At 72.3% G+C, this 21,579-nt stretch carries 20 protein-coding genes and 1 riboswitch; of the genes, 7 read left to right on the top strand and 13 right to left on the bottom strand.

The features are described from left to right. Positions 1–11: 11 nt before the first annotated feature. From ABTZ54_RS21135 to ABTZ54_RS21110, 6 genes are all read right to left on the bottom strand, one after another. The gene (locus ABTZ54_RS21135) at positions 12–482 is read right to left on the bottom strand and encodes an FtsB family cell division protein (protein WP_351665395.1); all 471 of its coding nucleotides are present in this window, start codon (positions 480–482) and stop codon (positions 12–14) included. A gap of 97 nt (positions 483–579) precedes the next feature. Continuing rightward, a complete protein-coding gene (gene eno / locus ABTZ54_RS21130; protein ID WP_351665393.1) occupies positions 580–1,866 on the bottom strand; it encodes a phosphopyruvate hydratase in 1,287 nt (428 codons plus the stop codon). A gap of 261 nt (positions 1,867–2,127) precedes the next feature. Continuing rightward, positions 2,128–2,856, bottom strand: coding sequence for a transglycosylase family protein (locus ABTZ54_RS21125; protein WP_351665392.1), 729 nt, complete (start codon positions 2,854–2,856; stop codon positions 2,128–2,130). Between the two features lie 3 nt (positions 2,857–2,859). Then, positions 2,860–3,034, bottom strand: a riboswitch (cyclic di-AMP (ydaO/yuaA leader). A gap of 258 nt (positions 3,035–3,292) precedes the next feature. Then, positions 3,293–4,336 (bottom strand): transglycosylase family protein, encoded by a 1,044-nt coding sequence (locus tag ABTZ54_RS21120; protein ID WP_351665390.1) that lies wholly within the window; start codon positions 4,334–4,336, stop codon positions 3,293–3,295. Between the two features lie 114 nt (positions 4,337–4,450). Next, complete coding sequence (locus ABTZ54_RS21115) at positions 4,451–5,728, bottom strand: cytochrome P450 family protein (RefSeq protein ID WP_351665388.1); 1,278 nt, start codon at positions 5,726–5,728, stop codon at positions 4,451–4,453. 58 nt (positions 5,729–5,786) lie between these two features. Beyond that, complete coding sequence (locus ABTZ54_RS21110; protein WP_351665386.1) at positions 5,787–9,302, bottom strand: LamG-like jellyroll fold domain-containing protein; 3,516 nt, start codon at positions 9,300–9,302, stop codon at positions 5,787–5,789. Positions 9,303–9,517: 215 nt separating this feature from the next. On the opposite strand from ABTZ54_RS21110, the gene ABTZ54_RS21105 reads away from it, so the two are divergent. Continuing rightward, complete coding sequence (locus ABTZ54_RS21105) at positions 9,518–10,729, top strand: globin domain-containing protein (protein ID WP_351665384.1); 1,212 nt, start codon at positions 9,518–9,520, stop codon at positions 10,727–10,729. Positions 10,730–10,913: 184 nt separating this feature from the next. Here ABTZ54_RS21105 and ABTZ54_RS21100 read toward each other — a convergent pair whose 3' ends face one another. From ABTZ54_RS21100 to ABTZ54_RS21085, 4 genes are all read right to left on the bottom strand, one after another. Then, positions 10,914–11,900, bottom strand: a complete 987-nt coding sequence (locus ABTZ54_RS21100; RefSeq protein ID WP_351665382.1) for a nucleoside triphosphate pyrophosphohydrolase — start codon at positions 11,898–11,900, stop codon at positions 10,914–10,916. 26 nt (positions 11,901–11,926) lie between these two features. Continuing rightward, on the bottom strand, positions 11,927–12,565 hold the full coding sequence (locus ABTZ54_RS21095; RefSeq protein WP_351665380.1) for a SurA N-terminal domain-containing protein: 639 nt from the start codon (positions 12,563–12,565) through the stop codon (positions 11,927–11,929). A gap of 81 nt (positions 12,566–12,646) precedes the next feature. Continuing rightward, positions 12,647–13,063 (bottom strand): GtrA family protein, encoded by a 417-nt coding sequence (locus ABTZ54_RS21090; RefSeq protein ID WP_351665378.1) that lies wholly within the window; start codon positions 13,061–13,063, stop codon positions 12,647–12,649. Further along, the gene (locus ABTZ54_RS21085) at positions 13,060–14,028 is read right to left on the bottom strand and encodes a glycosyltransferase family 2 protein (RefSeq protein WP_351665376.1); all 969 of its coding nucleotides are present in this window, start codon (positions 14,026–14,028) and stop codon (positions 13,060–13,062) included. The genes ABTZ54_RS21090 and ABTZ54_RS21085 overlap by 4 nt, the downstream gene beginning before the upstream one ends. 136 nt (positions 14,029–14,164) lie before the next feature. On the opposite strand from ABTZ54_RS21085, the gene ABTZ54_RS21080 reads away from it, so the two are divergent. Next, positions 14,165–16,513, top strand: a complete 2,349-nt coding sequence (locus ABTZ54_RS21080) for a YfhO family protein (protein WP_351665374.1) — start codon at positions 14,165–14,167, stop codon at positions 16,511–16,513. Here ABTZ54_RS21080 and ABTZ54_RS21075 read toward each other — a convergent pair. Further along, the gene (locus ABTZ54_RS21075) at positions 16,425–16,697 is read right to left on the bottom strand and encodes a glutaredoxin domain-containing protein (RefSeq protein WP_351665372.1); all 273 of its coding nucleotides are present in this window, start codon (positions 16,695–16,697) and stop codon (positions 16,425–16,427) included. The genes ABTZ54_RS21080 and ABTZ54_RS21075 overlap by 89 nt on opposite strands. Before the next feature lie 39 nt (positions 16,698–16,736). Continuing rightward, on the bottom strand, positions 16,737–17,717 hold the full coding sequence (locus tag ABTZ54_RS21070) for a Ppx/GppA phosphatase family protein (RefSeq protein WP_351665370.1): 981 nt from the start codon (positions 17,715–17,717) through the stop codon (positions 16,737–16,739). Positions 17,718–17,961: 244 nt separating this feature from the next. Between ABTZ54_RS21070 and ABTZ54_RS21065 the strand changes: the two genes are divergently transcribed. Then, a complete protein-coding gene (locus ABTZ54_RS21065; protein ID WP_351665368.1) occupies positions 17,962–18,618 on the top strand; it encodes a DUF6232 family protein in 657 nt (218 codons plus the stop codon). Beyond that, positions 18,615–18,965: a hypothetical protein gene (locus ABTZ54_RS21060; RefSeq protein ID WP_351665366.1), complete on the top strand. Its 351-nt coding sequence runs from the start codon at positions 18,615–18,617 to the stop codon at positions 18,963–18,965. The genes ABTZ54_RS21065 and ABTZ54_RS21060 overlap by 4 nt, the downstream gene beginning before the upstream one ends. A gap of 15 nt (positions 18,966–18,980) precedes the next feature. On the opposite strand, the gene ABTZ54_RS21055 is transcribed toward ABTZ54_RS21060, so the two are convergent. Further along, positions 18,981–19,613 (bottom strand): hypothetical protein, encoded by a 633-nt coding sequence (locus ABTZ54_RS21055; protein ID WP_351665364.1) that lies wholly within the window; start codon positions 19,611–19,613, stop codon positions 18,981–18,983. Positions 19,614–19,891: 278 nt separating this feature from the next. Here ABTZ54_RS21055 and ABTZ54_RS21050 point away from each other — a divergent pair, with 278 nt between their 5' ends. The 3 genes from ABTZ54_RS21050 to ABTZ54_RS21040 all read left to right on the top strand — a co-directional run bounded on the left by ABTZ54_RS21050 (position 19,892) and on the right by ABTZ54_RS21040 (position 21,574). After that, positions 19,892–20,542 carry a dihydrofolate reductase family protein gene (locus tag ABTZ54_RS21050; protein ID WP_351665362.1) on the top strand — a complete coding sequence of 217 codons (651 nt, stop codon included), beginning with the start codon at positions 19,892–19,894 and terminating at the stop codon, positions 20,540–20,542. A 97-nt stretch (positions 20,543–20,639) separates the two neighbouring features. After that, complete coding sequence (locus tag ABTZ54_RS21045; RefSeq protein WP_351665360.1) at positions 20,640–21,131, top strand: MarR family winged helix-turn-helix transcriptional regulator; 492 nt, start codon at positions 20,640–20,642, stop codon at positions 21,129–21,131. After that, positions 21,128–21,574 (top strand): winged helix DNA-binding protein, encoded by a 447-nt coding sequence (locus ABTZ54_RS21040; protein ID WP_351665358.1) that lies wholly within the window; start codon positions 21,128–21,130, stop codon positions 21,572–21,574. The genes ABTZ54_RS21045 and ABTZ54_RS21040 overlap by 4 nt, the downstream gene beginning before the upstream one ends. Positions 21,575–21,579: the final 5 nt, after the last annotated feature.

Genomic DNA, 21,579 nt, shown 5'->3' with positions numbered 1-21,579 from the left:
CCTGGGGTTGGTCAGTGGCGGTCGGCGCTGTCCACGCCGTCCCACAGGTTGTCGTACCAGGGGCGGTCCGTCGCGCCCTGGTCGGTGCGGGGCCGGTGCTCCGCGTCCGGGTCGTTCACGGTGAAGCCGGTCTCGCCGGGCATCAGGTAGTGCAGGTGCTCGCGGGCAAGCCGGCGCACATAGGCGGGGTCCTGGAGGCGGGCCTTCTCGTCCTTCAGCTGCTCGACCCGCTGGGCGGCCTCGGCCGACTTGCGCTGCTGGTCGGCGATCTCGCCCTGCTGGGAGACGTACTGCCGCATCGGGTAGGCGAGCGCCACCACGAGCGAGCAGACGACGAGGGCGAGGAAGGCCGCGCGGCCGGTGAGCCGGGAGCGGCGGGCCTGACGGCGGGTCTGGGAGCGGTAGACACGGGCGGCGGTCTGCTCGCCGAGCAGCCTGATCCGGGTCGCGGTCGAGAACCGGTCCCGGTCCTTCACGGCCATGTCGTACGCCTCCCCTTTTGCTGCCGACCCTCTTCACACGCACGTCCCCGCACACGGTACGGGACCGGGTGCGGGGACGTGCGGATCAGTGCGGGTGTCAGCCCTTGAAGCGCGGGAAGGCGCTGCGGCCGGCGTAGACCGCGGCGTCGTCGAGGATCTCCTCGATGCGCAGCAGCTGGTTGTACTTGGCGACGCGCTCGGAGCGGGCCGGGGCGCCGGTCTTGATCTGGCCGCAGTTGGTGGCGACGGCCAGGTCGGCGATGGTGACGTCCTCGGTCTCGCCGGAGCGGTGCGACATCATGCACTTGAAGCCGCTGCGCTGGGCCAGCTCGACGGCGTCCAGGGTCTCGGTCAGCGAGCCGATCTGGTTGACCTTGACCAGGAGGGCGTTCGCGGAGCCCTCCTCGATGCCGCGGGCGAGGCGCTCGGGGTTGGTGACGAACAGGTCGTCGCCGACCAGCTGCACCTTGGCGCCCAGCTTGTCGGTGATGACCTTCCAGCCGGCCCAGTCGTCCTCGAACAGCGGGTCCTCGATGGAGACCAGCGGGTACGCGGCGACGAGCTCCTCGTAGTACTCGGTCATCTCGGCGGCCGAGCGGGACTTGCCCTCGAACTCGTACTTGCCGTCCTTGTAGAACTCGGAGGCGGCGCAGTCGAGCGCGAGCGCGATGTCCTTGCCCGGGACGTAGCCGGCCTGCTTGATGGCCTCGACGATGAGGTCGAGCGCGGCGCGGTTGGAGTCCAGGTTCGGGGCGAAGCCGCCCTCGTCACCGAGGCCGGTGGACAGGCCCTTGGTCTTCAGGACGGACTTGAGGGTGTGGTAGACCTCGGTGCCCCAGCGCAGCGCCTCGGAGAAGGACTCCGCGCCGATCGGCGCGATCATGAACTCCTGGATGTCCACGTTGGAGTCGGCGTGCGAGCCGCCGTTCAGGATGTTCATCATCGGAACGGGCAGCAGGTGCGCGTTCGGGCCGCCGAGGTAGCGGAAGAGCGGCAGGTCGGACGCCTCGGAGGCGGCGTGCGCGACGGCGAGGGAGACACCGAGGATGGCGTTGGCGCCGAGCGAGGACTTGTCCGGGGTCGCGTCCAGGTCGAACATGGCCTGGTCGATCAGGCGCTGCTCGGTGGCGTCGTAGCCGACGAGCTCCGGGCCGATCTGCTCGATGACCGCGAGGACGGCCTTCTCGACACCCTTGCCCTGGTAACGGTTGGGGTCACCGTCGCGGAGCTCAAGGGCCTCGAACGCACCGGTGGAGGCACCGGACGGCACGGCAGCACGGCCGGTGCTGCCGTCGTCGAGGCCGACCTCGACCTCGACCGTGGGGTTGCCTCGGGAGTCCAGGATTTCCCGGGCTACGACGACGTCGATGGACGGCACGAGCATCTCCTTCTGGGATGTGACGCTGGTTGTGACGCATGCGGCAAGGTCTCGTTTCGCCTTGCGACAAGAGCCTAACCGGCTCCGGGGCTCCGGCCAGCCGGACGCCCGCCCCCTGGGACGAAAAAGGACCCAAGGGCATGCATCTGAGGACGAAAGACCCCTTACTACCGATGGGTAAGGGCCCGAACGGGGAAACCCCGGCCCGGAGCGCACGGGGGAAGGGCGCTCCGGGCCGGGGTGGTCACCGCGGGAGGGTCGTCAAGCTCACTTGAGGTGGAGCTGCTGGCCCGGGTAGATCAGGTCGGCGTTGGTGACGACGTCCTTGTTGAGCTCGAAGAGCTTGGCCCAGCCGCCCTTGACGCCGTGCGCCTGGGCGATCTTGCTGAGGGTGTCGCCGGCGACGACCTTGTACTCGCCGTCACCCTTCTTGACCTTCTGGCCGGTGGGGGTGGTGACGGTCTTCTTGGAGACGGTCTTCTTCTGCGTGGCCTTCGGCGCCTGGCGCTGCTCGCTGCGGGTCGTCGGCTGCTCGGTGGAGCGCTTCGACGAGGAGGAGCTGGAGGACGAGGAAGAGGACGAGCTGGAGGGGCTCGACGAGGCGGAGCCGCCGTTGTAGGTGGCGCTGGAGAGACCCACGCCACAGCTCGGCCACGCGCCCTTGCCCTGGCCGGCCAGGACCTTCTCGGCGATGGCGATCTGCTGGGACTTCGACGCCTGGTTGGCGGTCGGGGCGTAGGCGGTGCCGCCGTACGCGGCCCAGGTGGAGGCCGAGAACTGCAGGCCGCCGTAGTAACCGTTGCCGGTGTTGATGGACCAGTTGCCGCCGGACTCGCACGCGGCGACGGCGTCCCACTCGGAGGCGGTGGCGGCCGAGGCGGTGCCCGCGGTCATCAGCGGGGCGGCGACGGCGACACCGGCGACACCGGCGAGCGTGATGGCTCGGGTGGCCTTGGAGGGACGACGGTGTTTGCCCTTGTTGCCGGAAAACAGCATGGGAATTCTCCTCACCGACGCCTACGAGGTGAGCTGTCGGGTTCGGGCGTAGTGAGTTGCCCGGCCGCGTGTCCTTGCACGCGGCTTCACCCCAAGCCGATCGTCGGCCGTCTGTCTCAACGGCCGGGGCCGGCACTTACCTTGGGTCCCCCGCTCCTGCCTTCGGCGCTGACGCGACGACTGTTCCCATCGGTCGGCGGCAGGATTCGGCGTTACCGGTCGACGGGGCCCGCGGTGGCGAGCGGTCACGACCGTAGACATAGACCCGGCGGAAGTTCAAAGACCATCAACCCGGAAAAATCGCCCCTACTTGCTCCCCGGGGAGGGGTGTTTACGCAGGTGAGGGGCGACGCGAGCAAACTTTGCGGACGTGACACGCCAGTTCGGCAAGAGAGACCCATGTCTCACTTACTCATAACGGACATTCAGCTACGAACTACTCCGCCGCCGGGGCGGGCGCAGGCGTCAACTCAAGGCTCTGACCAGGGAGGATGAGGTCCGGGTCGACGCCGACCGTCTTCTTGTTGGCGTCATAGAGGGCGGTCCAGCCGCCGGGCAGCGCGTTCTCCTGCGCAATGTCCGACAGACTGTCACCCGGCTTGACGGTGTATTCGCCAGCCTTGCCCGAGTTGTCCGACTTCTGCCCGATGACCGTGCCTTCGGCCGTCGCGTTACCGCCGGTCACGCCATCCGCCGACCCGTCAGCCGGTGCGGCGTGACGTCCGGATTCGGGCGTGGCGTCCGAATTGCCCGGCTGCTCTGGCGCGGCGTCACCACGGTGCTTGCCGGAGCCGGGGGTGGCCGGATCCGTCGTACCGGGAGTAGCGGGGGTACCCGGGGTACCCGGGGTACCGGGAGCGCTCGGCGTACCGGACGCGTCCGGCGTACCCGGCGTCGTCGGCGTGCCGGGCGTCGCGGAGCCGCCGGGGGTGGCCGGGGTCGCGGGCGCGGTCGTGGCGCCGCCCGACGGGGTCGCGGGGGTGGCCGGGGTCGTCGTGCTCGCCCCGGAGCCGGCCGGGGTGCCGTCGGTCCGGTTGGACTCGGCGACCGGACCGGTGGACGCCTTGGGCTTGACGGCGGCGCCGGGCGCGACGGCGGGCTTCCTGCCGTCGTTCTTCAGGCCCGCGATCGGCGCGCAGGTGGCCCACTGGGTGTCACCCGCGGCGAGCGCCTTGTCGGCGATGGCGATCTGCTGCGCCCGGCTGGCGAGGTCCGCGCTCGGCGCGTACGCGAGGCCGCCGTGGCGCTCCCAGCTCTCCTGGGTGAACTGGAGACCGCCGTAGAGCCCGTTGCCGAAGTTGGCGCTCCACGCGCCTCCCGACTCGCACTCGGCGACCCGGTCCCAGGTCGGGGCGTCCGCCGCGGAGGCGGAGCCGGTGGCGAGCAGCGGCAGGGCCATGGCCGAGCCGGTGACGCCCGCCGCGACGACGAGCGCGGGGGCCTGGCGGGGTCTGCGGTGTCGTCCGTTCCCGGAGCGCATACGGACTGCCTTTCGCGTGACTGCTGAGACTGCGGGTGAACGTAGCGGCATTCGAACGTGAGTCACAAGTCGATGCAGCGGAGATCACGCGAAGATCACAGTCTTGACGGTCCGTCAGCTGGTTGGACCTTTGTGGGAAGCGCTGAACTCCACCGGAAGCGTGCGCAGGCCACGCATGATCAGCCCACCGCGCCACCGCAGTTCCTCGGGATCGGCCCCAAGTCGCAGGTCCGGCAGGCGAGTCAGGAGCGTCGCCAGCGCCGTCTGTCCCTCAAGGCGCGCCAGCGGGGCCCCCAGGCAGTAGTGGATGCCGTGCCCGTACCCGAGATGCTGGTTGTCGCGGCGCGCCAGATCCAGGGTGTCCGGCTCGTCGAACCGCGCGGGGTCGCGGTCCGCGGCGGCCAGCACCACCAGGACCGGGTCGCCGGCCGGGATCTCCTGGCCGCCGATCGTCACCGCCTCGGTGGCGTACCGCCAGGTCGCGAGCTCCACCGGCCCGTCGTACCGCAGCAGCTCCTCGACGCCCGTCTCAAGCAGCCCGGTCTCCCCCGCCGCGATCGACTCCTGGAGCCTGGCCCGCTGCTCCGGGTTGCGCAGCAGCGCGTACACGCCGTTGCCGATCAGGTTCACCGTGGTCTCGAAGCCCGCGAAGAGAAGGATGAAGGCCATCGCGGCGGCCTCGTTCTCGGTGAGGTGCTCGCCGTGGTCGGAGGCCTTGATGAGCCCGGAGATCAGGTCGTCGCCCGGGGCCTCGCGCTTCTTGTGGATGAGTTCCAGCAGATAGCCGCGCATCTTCTTCACCGAGCGCGCCACCCCGCCGCGCGGCCCGCCGCCGTGCCGGATCATCATCCCGGCCCAGTCCCGGAAGTCGTCCTGGTCCTCGGCGGGCACGCCCAGCAGGTCGCAGATCGCGTAGATGGGGAGGGGGAAGGCGAACTCGTGGATGAGGTCCGCGCTCCCCTTCTCCACGAAGTCGTCGATGAGCCGGTCGGTCAGCTCCTGCACCCGGGGCGCGAACTCCGCGACCCGGCGCGGTGTGAACGCCTTCGACACCAGCCGCCGCAGCCGGGTGTGGTCCGGCGGGTCGATGTTGAGCAGGTGGGTGGTCAGCTCGGCCTTGCGCTCGCCGGGGATGCCCGTCTTGCCCTTGGCGTGCGCCGGCTCGTCGTGGTGCGCCGGGTTCTTCGACAGACGCTGGTCGGCGAGCGCCTGCCGGGCGTCCGCGTACCGGGTCACCAGCCAGGCCTCCACCCCGCTGGGCAGCTTCGCCCGGTGCACCGGCGCGTGCTCGCGCAGCCAGGCGTACGCGGGGTAGGGATCGGTGGCGAACTCCCAGGTGAAGAGCTCGGGGGCGGGCGGTGGAACGGAGGCGGCGGCGGGCTGGTCGGACATGGTCCCGACACTAACCCGCCGCCGCCGGGGCGCCCGTCACAGCCGGGCGTACCCCTCTTTACAGCCGGGCGTACACCCCCTTCGCCGTCAGCTGGTCGAAGGCCAGCCGGACGACGGTGGCGCTGTCGACCGGGAGCGGCCCGGTCACCGTGGTGATCTCCGCGTCCGACAGGGCGCGCCGTACCAGCGTGAACTCGTCCAGCGAGCCCGTCAGCCGGTCCTTGTCCGCGCCCGCGCTGTCGGGGCGCGCCCCGAGCCGGAAGCCGCGTACGTCGAAGCCGTCCTCCACGGTCAGGGCGCCGGAGACGGTGCCGGTCGCGACCGCCTGGAGGGCGGTCCCGTCGCCGACCGACAGGGTCAGCGTCCCACCCTGGCGGCGCAGCACGACATGCCGCCAGGCGCCGTCGCCGAAGACGGTCCCGGCCGGGGCCGCGGCCTCCAGGGCGGTGATGCCCCGGTCGGTCTGGACGTGGGCGACGACCTTGTTCTCCGGGGACAGCGCGCGGATCCACAGCTGGCGTTCCGAGGTGCCGACGCCGTACGCCCAGACGAGCACCGGGCTGGTGTTGTCGGCCTGCCGGAAGCGCACCCAGGTCGCCAGGGTGAAGTCGCCCGAGCCGAGCGCCCGGTCCTCCCCGTACGGGAGCTCGACGGCGCCCGTCTTCCCGTCGAGGTCGAGGCTCCGGCCGAACCTGGCGCCGGTGTCGGTGACGGTGGCGCCGGGGCGGACGATGCCGTGGCCGCAGTGGCGGGAGGCGTCGGGGGTGGCGCGGGCGGCCGGGTCGTCGGCGGGCCGGGCGACCAGGTGCTGCTCGGTGTTACCGCCCTCCATGGTCCACCAGACGTACGGGTCGCGCGGGGCGCTCGATCCGCCGACGGCCGTGGCGTACAGGCCGGTCTCCTCGGCCGCCGTCAGGGCCCGCTTGTAGTAGCGGAAGTCGTCGAGCTCGCCGGTGAGGACGTCGGTGCCGGTGGACTTGGAGCCGACGCGGAAGCCCTCGGGGGCGGCGATGCCGTCCGTGAAGGAGCCGGTCAGGCCCTCGGCGGTGGTGGGGGTGCCGTTGTCGACGCGCAGGCTGACGGTGGTCGCCTCGGCGTCCCCGGCCGTCTTCTTCCTGCGGGTCAGGGTCAGCAGGTGCCAGGCGTTGTCGCCGAACGCGGCCCGGTCGGCCTTGGTGTCGATCACGTCGAGCGGGATGGAGGCCCCGGCGGTCTCCAGGCGGGCGGTCAGCCGGTCGGCGGAGGGCTTGGCCCGCACCCACAGCGAGGGCTTGCCCGAGGTCGATCCGTACGCCCAGAGCAGCGCCGCGTCCTGCGGGTTCGCCGTGGAGTCGTAGCGGAACCAGAGGGCGAAGGTGAACTCGCCGGTGCCGTTGTCGACGGCGGGGACGTAGGGCACCTCCACGCCGGGGAGGTTCGGGCCGACGGCGAGGGCGCCGCCGCCGATGCGGCCCTTGACGACGGCGGCCTCGGTGCTGGTGGTGCCGAGCACGGTGCCGTCGGCGCAGTGTCCTGAGACGTCGTCCTGGATCCGGGTGGTCACCAGGGGCACGGGGTCGGCGGTGTCGATCACCTCGAAGGGGAGGTGGGCGCGCAGCGCGGCCGGGGCCACGTCCTCGGGCCGCGTCCCGCGCAGGGCGTCCCGCTCCTGGTCGGTCAGGACCGTGCCGTACATCCGGAACTCGTCGAGGGTGCCGGTGAAGCCGTCGTTGGGGTCGGTGCCGGGCTTGTCGCCGAGCCGGATGCCGGCCGGGTCGGCGGTACGCGCCGGGGCGAGCCGTCCGACGTCGGTGCGGGTGTCCTGGGCGGAGAGGTCGTCGACCCGGAGGGTGACGGCGGCGCCCTGGCGGGTGAGGACCAGATGGTGCCAGGCGCCGTCGCCGAAGGCCTTGGCGGTCGGGTGCGCGGGCGCCTTGAGGGTCAGCGTCACATGCTGCCCGCTGTCGCCCTCGACCCGGGCCATGACCTGGTTGTCCTTCGGCTGCACCCGGACCCACACCTGCGGCCGGGGGTCGCCGACCCCGTACGCCCACATCAGGGTCTGCTGCGGGGTGGTGTCGATGGCGTCGTACCGGAAGAAGAGGGAGTACGTGACGTCTCCGGCGCCCGGGTCGAGCGCGGGCGCGTACGGCAGGTCGGCGGAGCCCGCGGTGCCGCCGTCCAGCTTGAGGCCCTGGCCGAAGCTCCGGGCGCCGAACTGGGCGCCGGGGGCGAGCGTGGCGCCGCTGCCGAGGGAGGCGTCGGCGGCCTCGGCGGTCGTGTCGGGGCTGGTGCGGCCGGCCGCCGGGGAGGTCTGCGGCAGCGCGGAGCCCTGGGCGGCGAAGGTGCCGGGGATGCCGAGCTCGGCCATCGCGAAGCGGGTGAAGTAGATGTGCTCGGCGGAGAAGGACTGGCCACCCTCGTGGACCATGCCGATCTCGCCGGCGGACAGCTCGGCCAGGTCGGAGTAGCCGGCCCGGTCCCCGAGCACCTTGGCGACCTGCCCGCCGGGGGCGTCCCGCCAGGTCTCGCCGCGGTCGTCGGAGTACCGGATCCGCATGCCCTGGCGCAGTGTCATGTGCGAGGGCGTCGACATGAGGAGCAGGTCGCCGGGGCGGCTGCGGTAGGTCTGGCGGGGGGCCAGGATCCCCGCCTGCACGTCCGGCGCCTTGAAGCCGTTCGTCAGCTTGAACCTCGGCACCCTGAGGGCGCCGTCGGGGTCGTCGACGCCGACGGAGTGGGTGCGGTGCCCCTCCACCTGGGTGGCGTCGGTCGCGCTGACCCGTACGTCGTAGGGGCTGCGGGCGCTGACGTAGAGCTGGCCGCCGGGCAGCTCGGCCACCACCGGCTCGCCGGGCTTGGCGACGGGGGTGTCGGCGGTGGTGCCGGGCGGCAGGGCGGGCAGGTCCCTGGCGCGCAGGAAGGAGTTCTCGGTGACGCTCGCGGTCCAGGTCGCGCCCTTGTCGTCGCTGTAGAGGACGCCGGCCCGCTGGTCCTCGGCCCCGGCGGTGTCGCTCGCGGTCTCGTAGGCGCCGACGACCAGACGCCCGGCGTGCGGGCCCTCCTGGAGCTGGACGCCGTGCGAGGGGCCGGTGCCGAACCACTTCTTGCCGCTCGTGGTCAGGCGCGGGATCGCCCGCGGGGCGCCGAAACTGAGACCGTCGTCGTCACTCCGCTGCACCCACGACATACGGGTGCTGACCGGGGTCGCGGTCTCGGAGTTGGAGAGCAGGAAGACGGCGCCGTCCTTCTCGGCCACCGGCGAGGGGTTGCCGCGCACGTGCGGCGCGTCCGGGTCGCTCTCGCCGCCGGACAGGACGACCCGGACCGGGGACCAGGTGCGCCCGTCGTTGGTGGAGCGGCGCATCACGATGTCGATGGGGCCGCGGTCCGCGCACGAGGGGGAGGTACGGCCCTCGGCGAAGGCGAGCAGGGTGCCCCGGGCCGTCTTGACCAGGGTCGGGATGCGGAAGCAGCCGTATCCGGCGGTCCCGGAGCGGAAGAGGACCTGCTGGGTGCCGAGGGCGCCGTCGGTGGATATGCGGGTGCCGCTCGCGGCGGCGGGCGGGGCGGCGGCGAGGCCGAGCGCGGGCACCGCCGGGAGCAGGACGGCGAGAGCGGCGAGGGAGACCGGCCAGGCCCCCGGGCGACGCCCGCCGCTATGTCGTCGGGCCTCTCGTTTGCCATGTCCATTACGGAATAGGTTCATGATCGAGAACCTAGGCGCGGCGCGGTCCGGGAAGCAGGGATTCCGCCCCCGGCCCCGAGGTTGTGATCCTCACGTGACGCCCCGTGGCCTAGATTCACCCCGTGGATGCCCAGTTGCTACGAAGTACGTTCGCGGTCGTCGAGAGACGGGCGGAACACGCCGTCACCTTCTTCTACTCGCACCTCTTCTGGAACAACCCGGGCGTGCGCGAGCTGTTTCCGCAGGACCTGGGCCCCCAGCGCGACCGCCTCTTCGCCGCCCTCACCCACGTGGTGACCCACCTGGAGGAGCCGCGGCTCGCCCACTATCTGCGGGAACTGGGCCGCGACCACCGCAAGTTCCTGGCCACCCCCGCGCTCTACTCCGCCGTCGGCACCAGCCTGCTCGCCGCCTTCGCGCACGCCGCCGGACCCGCCTGGACGATCGAGGCGGAGAAGGCGTGGACCGAGGCGTACGGGCGGGTCGCCGAGCTGATGACGGCCGGTGCCGAGTCCTCCGAGAAGGAGGGGCAGCCGGCCTGGTGGGACGCCGACGTCGTCGGCCACGACCGCTACGGCGACGACCTGACGCTGCTGACCCTGCGGCCCCGCCGCCCCTACCCGTACCTGCCCGGCCAGTACGCCAGCGTCAGCACCCTGCACATCCCCCGCGTCTGGCGCACCTACTCCTTCGCCAACGCGCCCCGCCCCGACGGCACCCTCGAACTCCACGTCAGCCGGGTCGCCAACGGCCTGATGAGCACCGCGCTCACCGAGGACCTCCGGGTCGGCGAGACACTGCGGCTCAGCACCCCCGGCGGCGCGCTCACCGCCCGCACCCCGCCCGGCAAGCCCCGCACCTACATAGCCGCCGGCACCGGCTGGGCACCCGTAAGGGCCCTCCTGGAGGAGGCCGCCGAGGACGAACCCGAGCTGGAGGGCCGCCTGTTCGTCGTCGCCCGCGCCAAGGAGTACCTGTACGGGAGACCGGACGCGGAGCGCTTCCGCGAGCTCATACCCGGCCTGCACGTCACGTACATCACCGCCGCGCCCCGCCGCCCCCGCGACCAGGCCACCGAACGCCTGGTCCAGGCCCTCCGGGCAGCCGTCCACTGGCCCGCCCACGACGTCTACCTCGCGGGCCCGCCCGGCTTCCTGACCGAGGTCGCCGAGGAACTGGAGGAGCTGGGCACCGACCCGGCCCGCGTCTTCCACGACACACTCCCGGCCGCGGGCCGCTTCACCACCCGCCCGAACACCCACGCGGAGTGGCTGCTGGAACCGCCACCGCTGCGCTGGCACAACCCGGAGGCGCGAGCGCCGCGGGAGGCTTGAGCGGTACTCGGTACCCCGCCCCCCTCACCCGGCCTTCGCCGACGCCGCACGAGGGCTGCCGCCTACTCCGTACCGCCGCCCCCGCCGACGCCCTCCGCCGCACGGGGGCTGACCGCGACTCCGTACCGCCGCCCCGCCGACTGCCGCCGCCGCACGAGGGCTGACGCCTACTCCGTACCGACCCCTACTCCGTACCGCCGCCCCCGCCGACGCCCTCCGCCTCGCGGATCGCGTCCCGGTAGAGCCGGCCCGCCGCCCGCAGTGCCGCTTCCGGGTCGACCCCGGCGGCCTCCGCCCGTACGGCGAGAGCGAGCAGTTCGTACCCGATGCCGTCGCCCGTGGGCGGGGCCACGTCGAGCCCGGCCGTGCGGACCCGGCCCGCCAGCTTCGCGGCGAGCGCGAGCCCGGGCTGCCCGAGCGGGACCCCGTCGGTGACGGACTCACGCCGCTTCTCGTCGGCCTTGGTCCGCAGCCAGTGCTCCTTGACCTCCTCCGGCGTCTCGGCGGTCGCGTCGCCGAAGACATGGGGATGGCGGTGGATCAGCTTCTCGACGATCGTCCCGGCCACGTCGTCGACGGAGAACGGCTCCTCGGCGTCCTCCTCCGCGATCCGGGCGTGGAAGACCACCTGGAGCAGCACGTCGCCGAGCTCCTCGCGCAGCGACTCCCGGTCGCCGTCCTCGATGGCCTCGACGAGCTCGTACGCCTCCTCGATGCCGTACTTGGCGAGCCCCTCGTGCGTCTGCCGCGAGGACCAGGGACACTCGCGCCGGATCCGGTCCATGACCTGGACCAGGTCGAGGAGCCGGGCCCCGGGGAGGTCGTACGAGCCGGGCAGCAGTTCCAGGTCGGGCATGGCGACGCGCCCGGACCCGGCGAGCCGGGCGAGGCCGTCGGTCAGCGCCGCGTCGCCCTCGCCCGAGGGCAGCACCAGCACGGTCCGGCCGCCGGCGCACGCCTCGACCAGCTCCTGGGCGGAGGGCCGCAGGAGCTCGACGGCCACGCCGGCCTCGCGCAGATAGGGCAGCTGGGGGTGGCCGGCGTCGGGGCACAGCACCCGGTCGGCCTCCCGCAGCGCCTGCCAGGCGGGCCAGGACAGGAGTCCGGGCGCGACGCGATGGCTGGCGGTGAGCAGGACGACGCGGCCGGGGTCAGAGTTCTGGGCGTTCACCCTTCGAACCTACCCCGGCCCGCCGCTCACAGGCTCTGCTCGGGCGCCTTGCTGATCTGCCGCACCCAGGGCGCGGTGTAGGTGCCGAGCTGGATCTTCTGGTCGTCCCAGGTGCCGAAGCGCGGGTTGACGTCGATCTTGAGCGCCTTGGAGGCCTGCCCGAAGGCGTCGCTGATCTTCTTCTGCCCCTCGGGGGTGTTGGTGACCCCCAGCTTGTCGGCGATCTTGTTCATGAGGACCGCGCGCCGGGCGACGTCGTCGATCTGGTCGGGGGCGACGCCCTGCTGCTGGAGCAGGGTGGCCGCCATCTGCTGCTCCCCGCCGCTCTGCCGGGCGAAGTCGGCGCGGGTCTGCTGGATCTCCGCGCGGCTGGCGGTGACCCCGTTGTCGGCCGCGACCTTGTCGACGACCCGGTCGAAGATCATGCCGTTCAGCTTGCGCCGGCTGAGGTCGCCGGTCTCCTTGATCAGCTGCGCGGACTGCCCCGAGGCCTGCTGGGCGGCCCGCACGTCCTCGACCTGCGCCTGCAGGCTGGACACCTCGATCCGCTGCCCGCCCACGACGGCCGCCGCCCCGGGATGGGCGTCACTGCCGCAGGCGGTGAGCAGGGGGGCCGCGGCGAGCAGGGCGACGGCGGAGACGGAGAGCGCGGTGCGGCGGTGCAAAGGAGCCTCCCGGCGTGGGTCGTGCGTCAGTGGGACGACCGTGCGGTGATCGATGTTAGGCAGTCGCCGTGGCCCGGGCCACTACTTGGAAGCGACTGTTTCGGTCAACGACTCACGTGTTCGGGTGGTGTCGGGTCCCAGCATGATCGTCCGGGAGAGGAGGAAGGTGATCGGGATCGCGGAGGCGGCGGCGATCAGGGGGGCGTAGGTGGGGTTGATGGAGAGGAGGTCCACCAGGATGTAGACGCCGGCGGTCGTGATGGTGAAGTTGGCGGCGTTGGTGAGGGGGAAGAGGAGGAACTTTCGCCAGGTGGGGCGGGTGCGGTAGGTGAAGTAGGTGGTGAGGAAGAAGGAGCCGATCATCGAGAGCGCGAACGCCAGGACGTGGGCCGCCAGGTAGGGGAGGCGCAGGCCCAGGAGGATGTAGAGGGCGTAGTACGTGCCGGTGTTGACCGCGCCCACCAGGGTGAAGCGCAGGATCTGCCAGGTGACCGTCATCGGCGGAGGAGCTGCCTCTCGTGGGCCGCCGCGCGCGGGGACGGGACCGGCGTGTTCGTGGCCTTCACCAGGTAGTGCGGGCGGCGCTTCACCTCGTAGTAGATGCGCCCGACGTACTCGCCGACAAGCCCCAGCATCACCATCTGGACGCCCGCGAGCGCCGTCACCGTGACGAGCAGGGTGACATAGCCGGGCGTGTCCACGCCGTTCACCAGGGCGACACCGACGATCCAGGCCGCGTACGCGAAAGCCACCGCGACCAGTGCGAGGCCGAGATAGACGGCGGCCCGCAGTGGCTTGTTGTTGAACGAGAGAAGGCCGTCAAGACCGTAGTTGAGCAGCTTTCCGAAGGTCCATTTCGAACGGCCCTCCTCCCGTACCGCATTCTCGTACTCGAACGTCGTCGTCCGGAATCCGACCCAGGCGAAGAGGCCCTTCGAGAAACGGTTGTATTCGGTCAGTTCGAGAATCGAGTCGACCGTACGCCGGGAAAGCAGCCGGAAATCGCCCACACCGTCGACCAGCTCGACGTCCACCAGCCGGTTGATCGCCCAGTAGTAGGCGCGGGCCGTCACCGTGCGGGTGACCCGGTCGCCGGTCCGGGTGCGCCGGGCGATGACCTGGTCGTACCCCTCGCCGTGCAGCGCCACCATACGGTGCACGAGCTCCGGCGGGTGCTGGAGGTCGGCGTCCATGATCACGACGGCGTCGCCGCGCGCGTGCTGGAGACCGGCCAGCATCGCCGCCTCCTTGCCGAAGTTGCGGCTGAAGGAGACATAGCGCGCCCGGGGGTCGCCTGCGGCGATCTCCTCCAGGAGCGGCAGCGTACGGTCATGGCTTCCGTCGTCCACGTAGACGATCTCGAATTCTCCGTCGAAACGCGAGAGTTCCTTCGTCACATGGTCGTGGAAGCGACCGATGATCTCTTCTTCGTTGAAGCACGGGACCACGATCGAGAGCAGCACGCACGCCACGACAACGGGTGCGGATGTCGGCGCCGGATTCGACCGGTGACCGGGAGGCGACCATTGAATGAACTGACCTTCCCGGCCGCCGATTTCACACCATCACACCTCTTCTCGCTGCCATATTCGGTCCACGATGAAGATCCGGATTCCGCGTGCCGCCGGGCTCGCCGCGCTGCTCACCGTGCTCTCCGTGGTCGCGGGCGACGTCGTCGCGAGCACCTTCCCGTTCGGCCGGCACCGGCGCGCCGTCAACGACCTGGCCAACCAGTTCCTGCCGTTCCACGCGCACCTGTGGGACCTGCTGCACGGCCGGGCCGACGGCGGGCTGCTCCTGAACTGGCAGTCCGGCTGGGGCAGCAGCTTCCTCCCCGACCTCGGTACGTATCTGACGAGCCCCTTCGCCCCGCTCGTCGCCCTCTTCCCGCGCGCCGACCTCGCGTACGCCCTCTACGGGATCACCCTCATGAAGATGGCGGCCGCCTCGGCGGCGATGGCCTGGACGCTGCTGCGGATCCGGCCCGGCGTGTGGTGGGCCGCGGGCCTGCTCGGCGCCGCGTACGGGCTGTGCGGCTGGGCGCTCCTGGAGGCCGTCTACAACCCCATGTGGATGGACGGCCTGATCGCCTTCCCCCTCCTGTGCCTGGTGGGGGTGTGGGTACGGGAGGGGCGGCGCCCGCTGCTCGGGACACTGGTCGTGGCGGTCTGCTGGACCGCGAACTTCTACACCGCCTACATGGCGACGATCGGCGCCGCCCTCGTCCTGCTCGTCACGGCGCCGCGCTGGCGCGTGCTGCTGCGCGGCGCGGTCACCGTCCTGCTCGGCGTGGCCCTCAGCGCGCCCCTCCTGCTGCCCATCTTCCTCGGCACCCGGTACGCCTACCCCGGCGTCGTACGGGACTTCGCGGCGGCGGACGGGAGCGACCTCGCCGCCCGTCTGATGCCCGCCACCTACGGCTTCGCCACCCCCGCCCTCTTCGTCTTCACCGCGGTCCCGGTCCTGGCCGCCGCCCTGCTCTTCGCGCCGGGCCGCCGTCCGGAGTGGCGCTGGCCCGCCCTGGCGACCGCCGTCCTCCTCTCCTTCCAATGGGCCCCCACCCACCTGGTGTGGCACGCCTTCGCCACCCCCAACGGCAGCCCCTACCGCCAGACCTTCGTCCTGACCGGCGTCCTGGTGCTCGCCGCGTGGCACGCCGTCGCCGACGGGCTGCCCGAGCGGCGGGCGCTGCTCGGCGGCGCCGGTCTCGTCGCCGTGCTCGCCCTGGCGGCGCTCGGCAGCGAGCAGGCCACCGGCTGGGGCTGGGCCCTGTTCGCGGCGGGCCTCGCGGCGCCCTTCGCCGTACGGCGCGGGCGGCCCGCCGCCGCCGTCGCCGTCCTGGCCGCCGTCCTCGTCGCCCAGGCCGCCGCCACCACGGCCAACGGCGACCAGGAGCGGCTCGCCCGCCTCGACGACTACCCGGCCTGGAACGCCGCCGACACCCGCCGGGCCGCCGCGCTCGCCGAGGCCGACGGCTGGCCCGCGTACCGCACCGACTCCGGCCGCCCCCAGGTCACCGGCAACGAGCCGATGTACCTCGGCGGCCAGGGCGCCGCCTACTACAGCAGCCTCACCCCCGACGTGCTGACCCACACCCTTCAGGCCCTCGGCGGCGGCTGGACCTCCCGGGGGCGCAACCTCCAGAGCCTCGACAACCCGGTGACCGACGCCCTGTTCGCCGTCGGCGCGCGCTGGCGGGACGGCGCAGTCGTCCGTACGGGCCCGACGGCACCGCTCGTGACGGTGCGGCCCCCAGGCCCGCCGCCCGCCTACGGCCGCTCGCCCTTCCGCAACCAGGAACTCCTCCTGGGCGCCCGCGTCTACGAACCCCCGGCCCCCGGCGGCGCCTGCCGCCCCGGCACCGAGACCTTCCTCTGGGCGCCCGACTTCACCGGCACGGCCCGCCTGGGCGACCGTACGGTGAAGCTGCGCGGGCAGCTCCAGAAGTGGCGGGCCACATTGACCTCCCTGGGCGTCCAGACCGTCCCCGGCGCCCGCCCGGTCCTCACCGGCCACGGCCACCACGGCGAACTCGCCTGCCTGGACCGCACCCGCCTGGCCATCGCCGTCGCCGCCCTCCGGGCCACCGCCCCCACCACGATCACCGTCACCTCCACCGGCTTCCGCGCCACCCTGCGCCCCGGCACCCGCGGCACCGTCGTCCTCGCGGCCCCGCGCATCGCGGGCTGGCGGTGCGAGGGGCGCCCGGCGGACGCGTACGGGGGCCTGGTCGCGGTGCCCGCGGCGGGACGGGCCGAGGTGAGCTGCGCCTTCCGTCCGCCGGGCCTGCGCGCGGGACTGGCGGCGGGCGGGGCGGCGGCGCTGCTGCTCGCGCTGTGGGTGACCTGGACGGCGACCGTCAGCGCAAGAGCTGCGGCGCGTACGTCTCGACCGCTGCCATCAGCTCCTTCTTCGACGGATTCACCATCGCCCGCCCTGCGACCGTGACGGTGGGCACGGTCTCGTTCCCGTCCGCGACAAGCCGCACGAAGGCGGCGGCTTCGGGGTTCTCCCAGATGTTCACCGTGGTGTACGGCAGCCGCGTGAAGCGCAGTTGCACGAACAGCTTCATGCAGAACGTGCACATGGGCCGCCAGTAGACGACGACCCCGTCCGGATCTCCGTAGGGCATGGCCCCGTCCTCCCCCGTACAAAGTGATGACGCCGATGATCACTGTGGGGGGTCGAGGGCGACGCCGTCCAGGATGTCGTGCTCGCTGACCACGATCCGGTCGGCGTCCGTCCGTTCCATCACGGTACGGACCACGAGCGCGCTCGCGGCGAGGACGTCGAGCATGCCGGGGTGGATCCCGGCCAGCGCCCGGCGGCCCGCCGCGGGGAGGGCCAGGACCTTTTCCGTCACCCTGGTGACGTCCTTGCGATCGAGCACCGCGCGGTGCACGATTCCGTCGCCGCCGAGGACCAGGGCGGCGACCGAGCCCACGGCCTCGGAGAGCCCGACGAGCGTCGCGCTCCGGACGGACGGCAGCACGGCCAGGGCCCGGTCGAGACCGGCGGCGACCGCGTCCCGGGCCTCCGCGACCTCGGCGGCGGTCGGCGGGTCGGCCCGCAGATACCGTTCGGCGACCCGTACGCACCCCACCTCGGCCGAGACGACGTGCCGGGCGATGCCGGCGCCGTACGCGAACCGGGTGGACCCGCCGCCGATGTCCGCGACCAGGAACGGGGGCCGCACGCTCGCCGCGAGGCCGCGCACCGCCCCGGCGAAGGCCAGCCGGGCCTCCTCCTCGCCGCTCACGGTCCTCGGCGCGACCCCCAGCACCTCCCGCGCGAGACCGTCGAGCGCCCCGCCGCCGCCCGCCGCCCGCCGCGTGGACCAGGTGCGGCACATCCGCACGTCCTCGGGGGCGACCCCGAGCCCGCGCAGCTCCGTCGCGTACGCCGTGAGGACGGTACGGGCCCGCTCCAGCGCCGCCGGGGCGAACCGCCCGTGGGCGTCCAGCCCCTCCCCCAGGCGCACGATCTCGAAGCGCCGGGTGAGCTCGCGCACGTCGTCGCCGTGGTGCTCGACGACGAGGAGCCGTACGGAGTTGGGGCCGCAGTCGATGGCCGCGACGCGGCGGGGCGGGATGCGGGGGAGGGGGACGAAGGGGTTGCCCACCTTCGGCGCGCTCGCTTCCAGGTTGCTCATGCCAGGGGAACGAGCGTGACCGGATCCACGTACCGCACGCCGATCTTCGTCATCCGGTCGTCCTCCGGCAGGGCGTTCAGCATGATCACCGGTTTGCACGCGTACAAGGCTGCGCGACGGAACAGGTCACCTGCCAGTAGGCCTCGGCAGGTTGGCCGCTTCTCGCCTGTCGCGCGGCACGCGTCCGGCGCTTAATGGGGCTCCCGCGCGACGCGGGGTGAGTGACGAGTGCACGGGGGAGCACATGGACACCACGGGGAACACCGCCGGCTCCGAGCCGCCGCCGCCGAGACCGCCGACGCCGCCCACACTGCCGCCCACACCTCCGCCCGTACCGCCGTCCTCGCCGCCGCCCGAGCCCCCGGACGAGCAGCCGGCGCCGTTCCCGCCGCTGCCGCGCCGGGGGGAGATCCTGGAGATCTCGGTCAGGCGCCGGACGCTCTGGGTGGGAGCGGCGGCCTTCCCGCTGCACAACCTCACGCGGGTCGAGGCCTTCAAGCCCAAGCCCGACCGGGGCGCGGCTGTCATGCGCTTCTTGAAGTGGCTGGCCGTCACCGTCGTCGCCTTCGCCGTGATCCACGCGGTGACCAAGGGCGAGGTGGGCGTCGGGGCGGACGGCAGTCCGCTGTTCCTCGCCGTCCTGATCGGCCTGGTCGTCGTCCTCTTCAAGGAGTTGTTCGAACCGCGGAAGCCGATCCTGGCCGTGGAGACGGCCGGCGGCTCCTGGGCGGTGGCGACCCTGCCGAACGTGGACGAGCTGCGGGCCATCGCCGGGCGGATCGTCCACGCGATCGACCACCCGGAGGCCGAGTTCGTGGCGTACGTGCACCAGCTGAACAACCACTACAACGGCCCGGTCATCAACCAGACCGGCAGCGGGAACACGGGGATCAGGCTGTGAACGAGCCCACGCACCACTCGACGTACAACGGCTCCGTCATCCACCAGACCGGCGACGGCAACGTCGGCATCAACTACGGCTCCGTCGGCGCCGCCGAGGACCCGGCACTCCGCGCCGCCGTCGAGGAGCTGACCGCCGAGCTCCGCCGCGTCCTCGCCCACCTCACCCCCGACCAGACCCGCGCCGTCGAGGAGGCCCTGCCCGTCCTCGCCCTGGACCGCGCCGAGATGGCCCGGCGCGGAGGCCTCACCCTGGCCCGGCTCGGCCAGATCGCGGCCGCCGTCGGCCCGGTGGCGCAGCCCGTAGGGGACGCGCTGGGACGACTGCTCGCGCTGCTGCCGCAGTAGAGGCACTGGAGGTGCTCAGTACAGCTTCTTCACCGCGGTGTTCAGGGTGTTCTTCCACGGGATCACGGGCGGATCGCCCCAGTAGCTCTGCCACAGGACCAGCGTCACCGTGTCGCCGTCGCGGCCCACGCCCCACAGGTAGTTGTAGTCGGGACGCTCGGTGGCGTTGGAGTCGAAGGTGTGCAACCCCTGAAGGGTGGCGCCCTCCTCGACGTTGATCACCCCGTAATCGCGGTAGGTCGCGGTCACGCCCGGCCGCTGCGGGGCGTGCGCGCAGGCGAAGTAGTCCTGCCGGGCCTTGTCCGCGAAGGCGATGGCCTCGGCCTCCGTGCCGAAGACCGCCACCTTCTGCTGGGCGAACGCGGTCTCCGCCGTGGTGAACTCCCGGTTCCACACGTTGACTTCGGCCGGCTCGGCGGGCCAGCCCGCCGGACAGTCGAAATCGTTGCCCCACCCCCGGATGGTCGGGTTGGCGCGCCACGACTCGGTCCTCGGCAAGTCGGAGATGTACAGGGTCCCCGGCTGCGGCCGCCACTGGTCGGCAGCCACCGCCTGCCCCGGAGCCACCCCGACCCCCAGCGCCCCGACCGCCAGCACAGCGGCTCCCACCGAGACCGCGCCCCCGCGCAGCCGTGCACGTACCCCCATGGCTTCCCTTCCTCCGTGCGCTTCGATCACCCCGTTCCGCCCCGCATTGGGGCGGACTCCCTGCCATGGTCGGGTGCCCGCGCCCGCGCGGCAGGGCCTTTCGATCGGAATGACCGAAAAATCCGCGACTGTTGACCGAGAACGTGGCCAGTGCGGCGGCCGCAGGCGGTCCAAAAAGCCCGGCCCCCGCTGTCGATTCCGCGACGCCCCGATCGACGTCCTGGTGTGAGGCGTTTCGCCGCACGAGGATGCGACAGGACCCTACGGAGGAGACAGTCATGGATCAGCTGCTGAGAGTCATGAACTTCAACGTGTCGAGCGACGGGATCGGTGCGGGACCCGACGAGCTCCAGAGCCTGGAGAGTCCGTTCGGCCTCCCCCACGCGGAGCGCCTGTTCTCGTGGGCCGGGGCGACCGCGAGCTGGCCGATGCGGACGGACGCCGGTGGCAGCCGGGGGCTCGACGACTACTTCACGCGGGACTTCGCGCGGAACATCGGCGCCGAGATCATGGGCCGCAACAAGTTCGGCCCGCAGCGCGGGCCGTGGCAGGACCACGAGTGGCAGGGGTGGTGGGGCGAGGAGCCCCCGTTCCACACGCCCGTGTTCGTCATGACCCACCACGAGCGTCCGTCGATCACGCTCTCCGACACGACGTTCCACTTCGTCGGCGGCGACCCGGCCGACGTCCTCGCGCAGGCGCGGGAAGCCGCCCAGGGCCAGGACGTGCGGCTCGGCGGCGGGGTCAGCACCGTCCGGCAGTTCCTCGACGCGGACCTCGTCGACACGCTGCACATCGTGGTCTCGCCGGTGGAGTTCGGCTCCGGCATCAGGCTCTGGAAGTCGCCGGAGGAGCTGCTGGACCGCTTCCACCTGGAGGTCGTGCCGAGCGCGAGCGGGGTGGTGCACCACCTGTTCTGGCGGCGGTGAGGGGCGGGCCGGCGGGCGGCACGGAAGCGTTCCGCGCCGCCGTTCCCGGCCCGAGAAATAGTAGCCATGTAGACAGTAGCCATGTACGGTATCCGTCATGAGCTCAGCAGCAGCCGAAGGCGCCACCGCCGGATTCCTGGTCTGGCGCCTGTCGATGAAGTGGCGGGTGGCCGTCGACCGGGCGGTCGCGCCGCTGGGGATGACCCACGCGCAGTACGCGGTGATGGCCTCGCTCTACGGCCTCGGCCGCGCCGGGCAGCGCCCCAGCCAGCGCGAACTCGCCGACCACACGGGCCTCGAAGCGCTGTACGTGTCCAAGCTGGTCCGCGCCCTGGAGACCTCCGGGCTCGTCTCCCGCACCCGCGACCCCGCCGACCCGCGCGCGATCCGGCTTGAGCTCACGGAGCGGGGGCGGGACGTGACCCGCCGCGCGATCACCGTCATCCAGGGCCTGCTGGACCAGCTCCTGGAGCCGCTGGGCGGCCAACACGGCGAGCGCGCGGCCCAGTTCACCCACGAGCTGGCCGCGCTGCTCGACGTACCTCTTGATCCGACGCACGCCGACGAGAACGAGAAGGAGCAGTCATGACCACCACCGCCCCCACCACCAACGGGCGTGTCATCGCCCTCGCCCACTACGCGGCCCGCGCCGTCCTGGAGAGCGTCCTGACCCGGCACGGCGTCACGTTCCACCAGAGCGTGACGCTCCGGGCCGTCACCCTCGCGGGCGGCTCCGTCACCCCCGAGCGGCTGATCGCCGACGTCATCAACTCGTTGAAGATCGAGGAGTCGGCCGTACGGGAGGTCGTCGCCGAGTTGACGGCGGCGGAACTGCTGGAGCCGGACCCGGCGGACGCAGGGCGGCTCCAGCTCACCGCCGCCGGGCAGGAGTTGCTCGACACCACGACCACCGAAACGGCCGAGGTCAGCGCCCGCCTCTACGCCGACATCCCGGCCGACGACCTGACGGTCGCCGGCCGGGTCCTGACCCTGGTCACCGAGCGCGCGAACGCGGAGCTGGGGCGGGCCTGAGGTGC

It is taken from the genome of Streptomyces sp. NPDC094032 (genome assembly GCF_040303965.1).
In the GTDB taxonomy this organism is placed as follows: domain Bacteria; phylum Actinomycetota; class Actinomycetes; order Streptomycetales; family Streptomycetaceae; genus Streptomyces.
The sequence above is the reverse complement of the archived record's forward strand: the minus strand, read 5'-3'. Positions and strand labels throughout refer to the sequence as shown.

What these genes read in the sequence shown, in the direction of transcription:
- ABTZ54_RS21080 (WP_351665374.1), top strand. Translation starts at nt 14,165, where the DNA reads ATGAAGATCCGGATTCCGCGTGCCGCCGGGCTCGCCGCGCTGCTCACC.
- ABTZ54_RS21075 (WP_351665372.1), bottom strand. Translation starts at nt 16,697, where the DNA reads ATGCCCTACGGAGATCCGGACGGGGTCGTCGTCTACTGGCGGCCCATG.
- ABTZ54_RS21040 (WP_351665358.1), top strand. Translation starts at nt 21,128, where the DNA reads ATGACCACCACCGCCCCCACCACCAACGGGCGTGTCATCGCCCTCGCC.
- ABTZ54_RS21045 (WP_351665360.1), top strand. Translation starts at nt 20,640, where the DNA reads ATGAGCTCAGCAGCAGCCGAAGGCGCCACCGCCGGATTCCTGGTCTGG.
- ABTZ54_RS21120 (WP_351665390.1), bottom strand. Translation starts at nt 4,336, where the DNA reads ATGCGCTCCGGGAACGGACGACACCGCAGACCCCGCCAGGCCCCCGCG.
- ABTZ54_RS21070 (WP_351665370.1), bottom strand. Translation starts at nt 17,717, where the DNA reads ATGAGCAACCTGGAAGCGAGCGCGCCGAAGGTGGGCAACCCCTTCGTC.
- ABTZ54_RS21050 (WP_351665362.1), top strand. Translation starts at nt 19,892, where the DNA reads ATGGATCAGCTGCTGAGAGTCATGAACTTCAACGTGTCGAGCGACGGG.
- eno (WP_351665393.1), bottom strand. Translation starts at nt 1,866, where the DNA reads ATGCTCGTGCCGTCCATCGACGTCGTCGTAGCCCGGGAAATCCTGGAC.
- ABTZ54_RS21135 (WP_351665395.1), bottom strand. Translation starts at nt 482, where the DNA reads ATGGCCGTGAAGGACCGGGACCGGTTCTCGACCGCGACCCGGATCAGG.
- ABTZ54_RS21055 (WP_351665364.1), bottom strand. Translation starts at nt 19,613, where the DNA reads ATGGGGGTACGTGCACGGCTGCGCGGGGGCGCGGTCTCGGTGGGAGCC.
- ABTZ54_RS21090 (WP_351665378.1), bottom strand. Translation starts at nt 13,063, where the DNA reads ATGACGGTCACCTGGCAGATCCTGCGCTTCACCCTGGTGGGCGCGGTC.
- ABTZ54_RS21125 (WP_351665392.1), bottom strand. Translation starts at nt 2,856, where the DNA reads ATGCTGTTTTCCGGCAACAAGGGCAAACACCGTCGTCCCTCCAAGGCC.
- ABTZ54_RS21065 (WP_351665368.1), top strand. Translation starts at nt 17,962, where the DNA reads ATGGACACCACGGGGAACACCGCCGGCTCCGAGCCGCCGCCGCCGAGA.
- ABTZ54_RS21115 (WP_351665388.1), bottom strand. Translation starts at nt 5,728, where the DNA reads ATGTCCGACCAGCCCGCCGCCGCCTCCGTTCCACCGCCCGCCCCCGAG.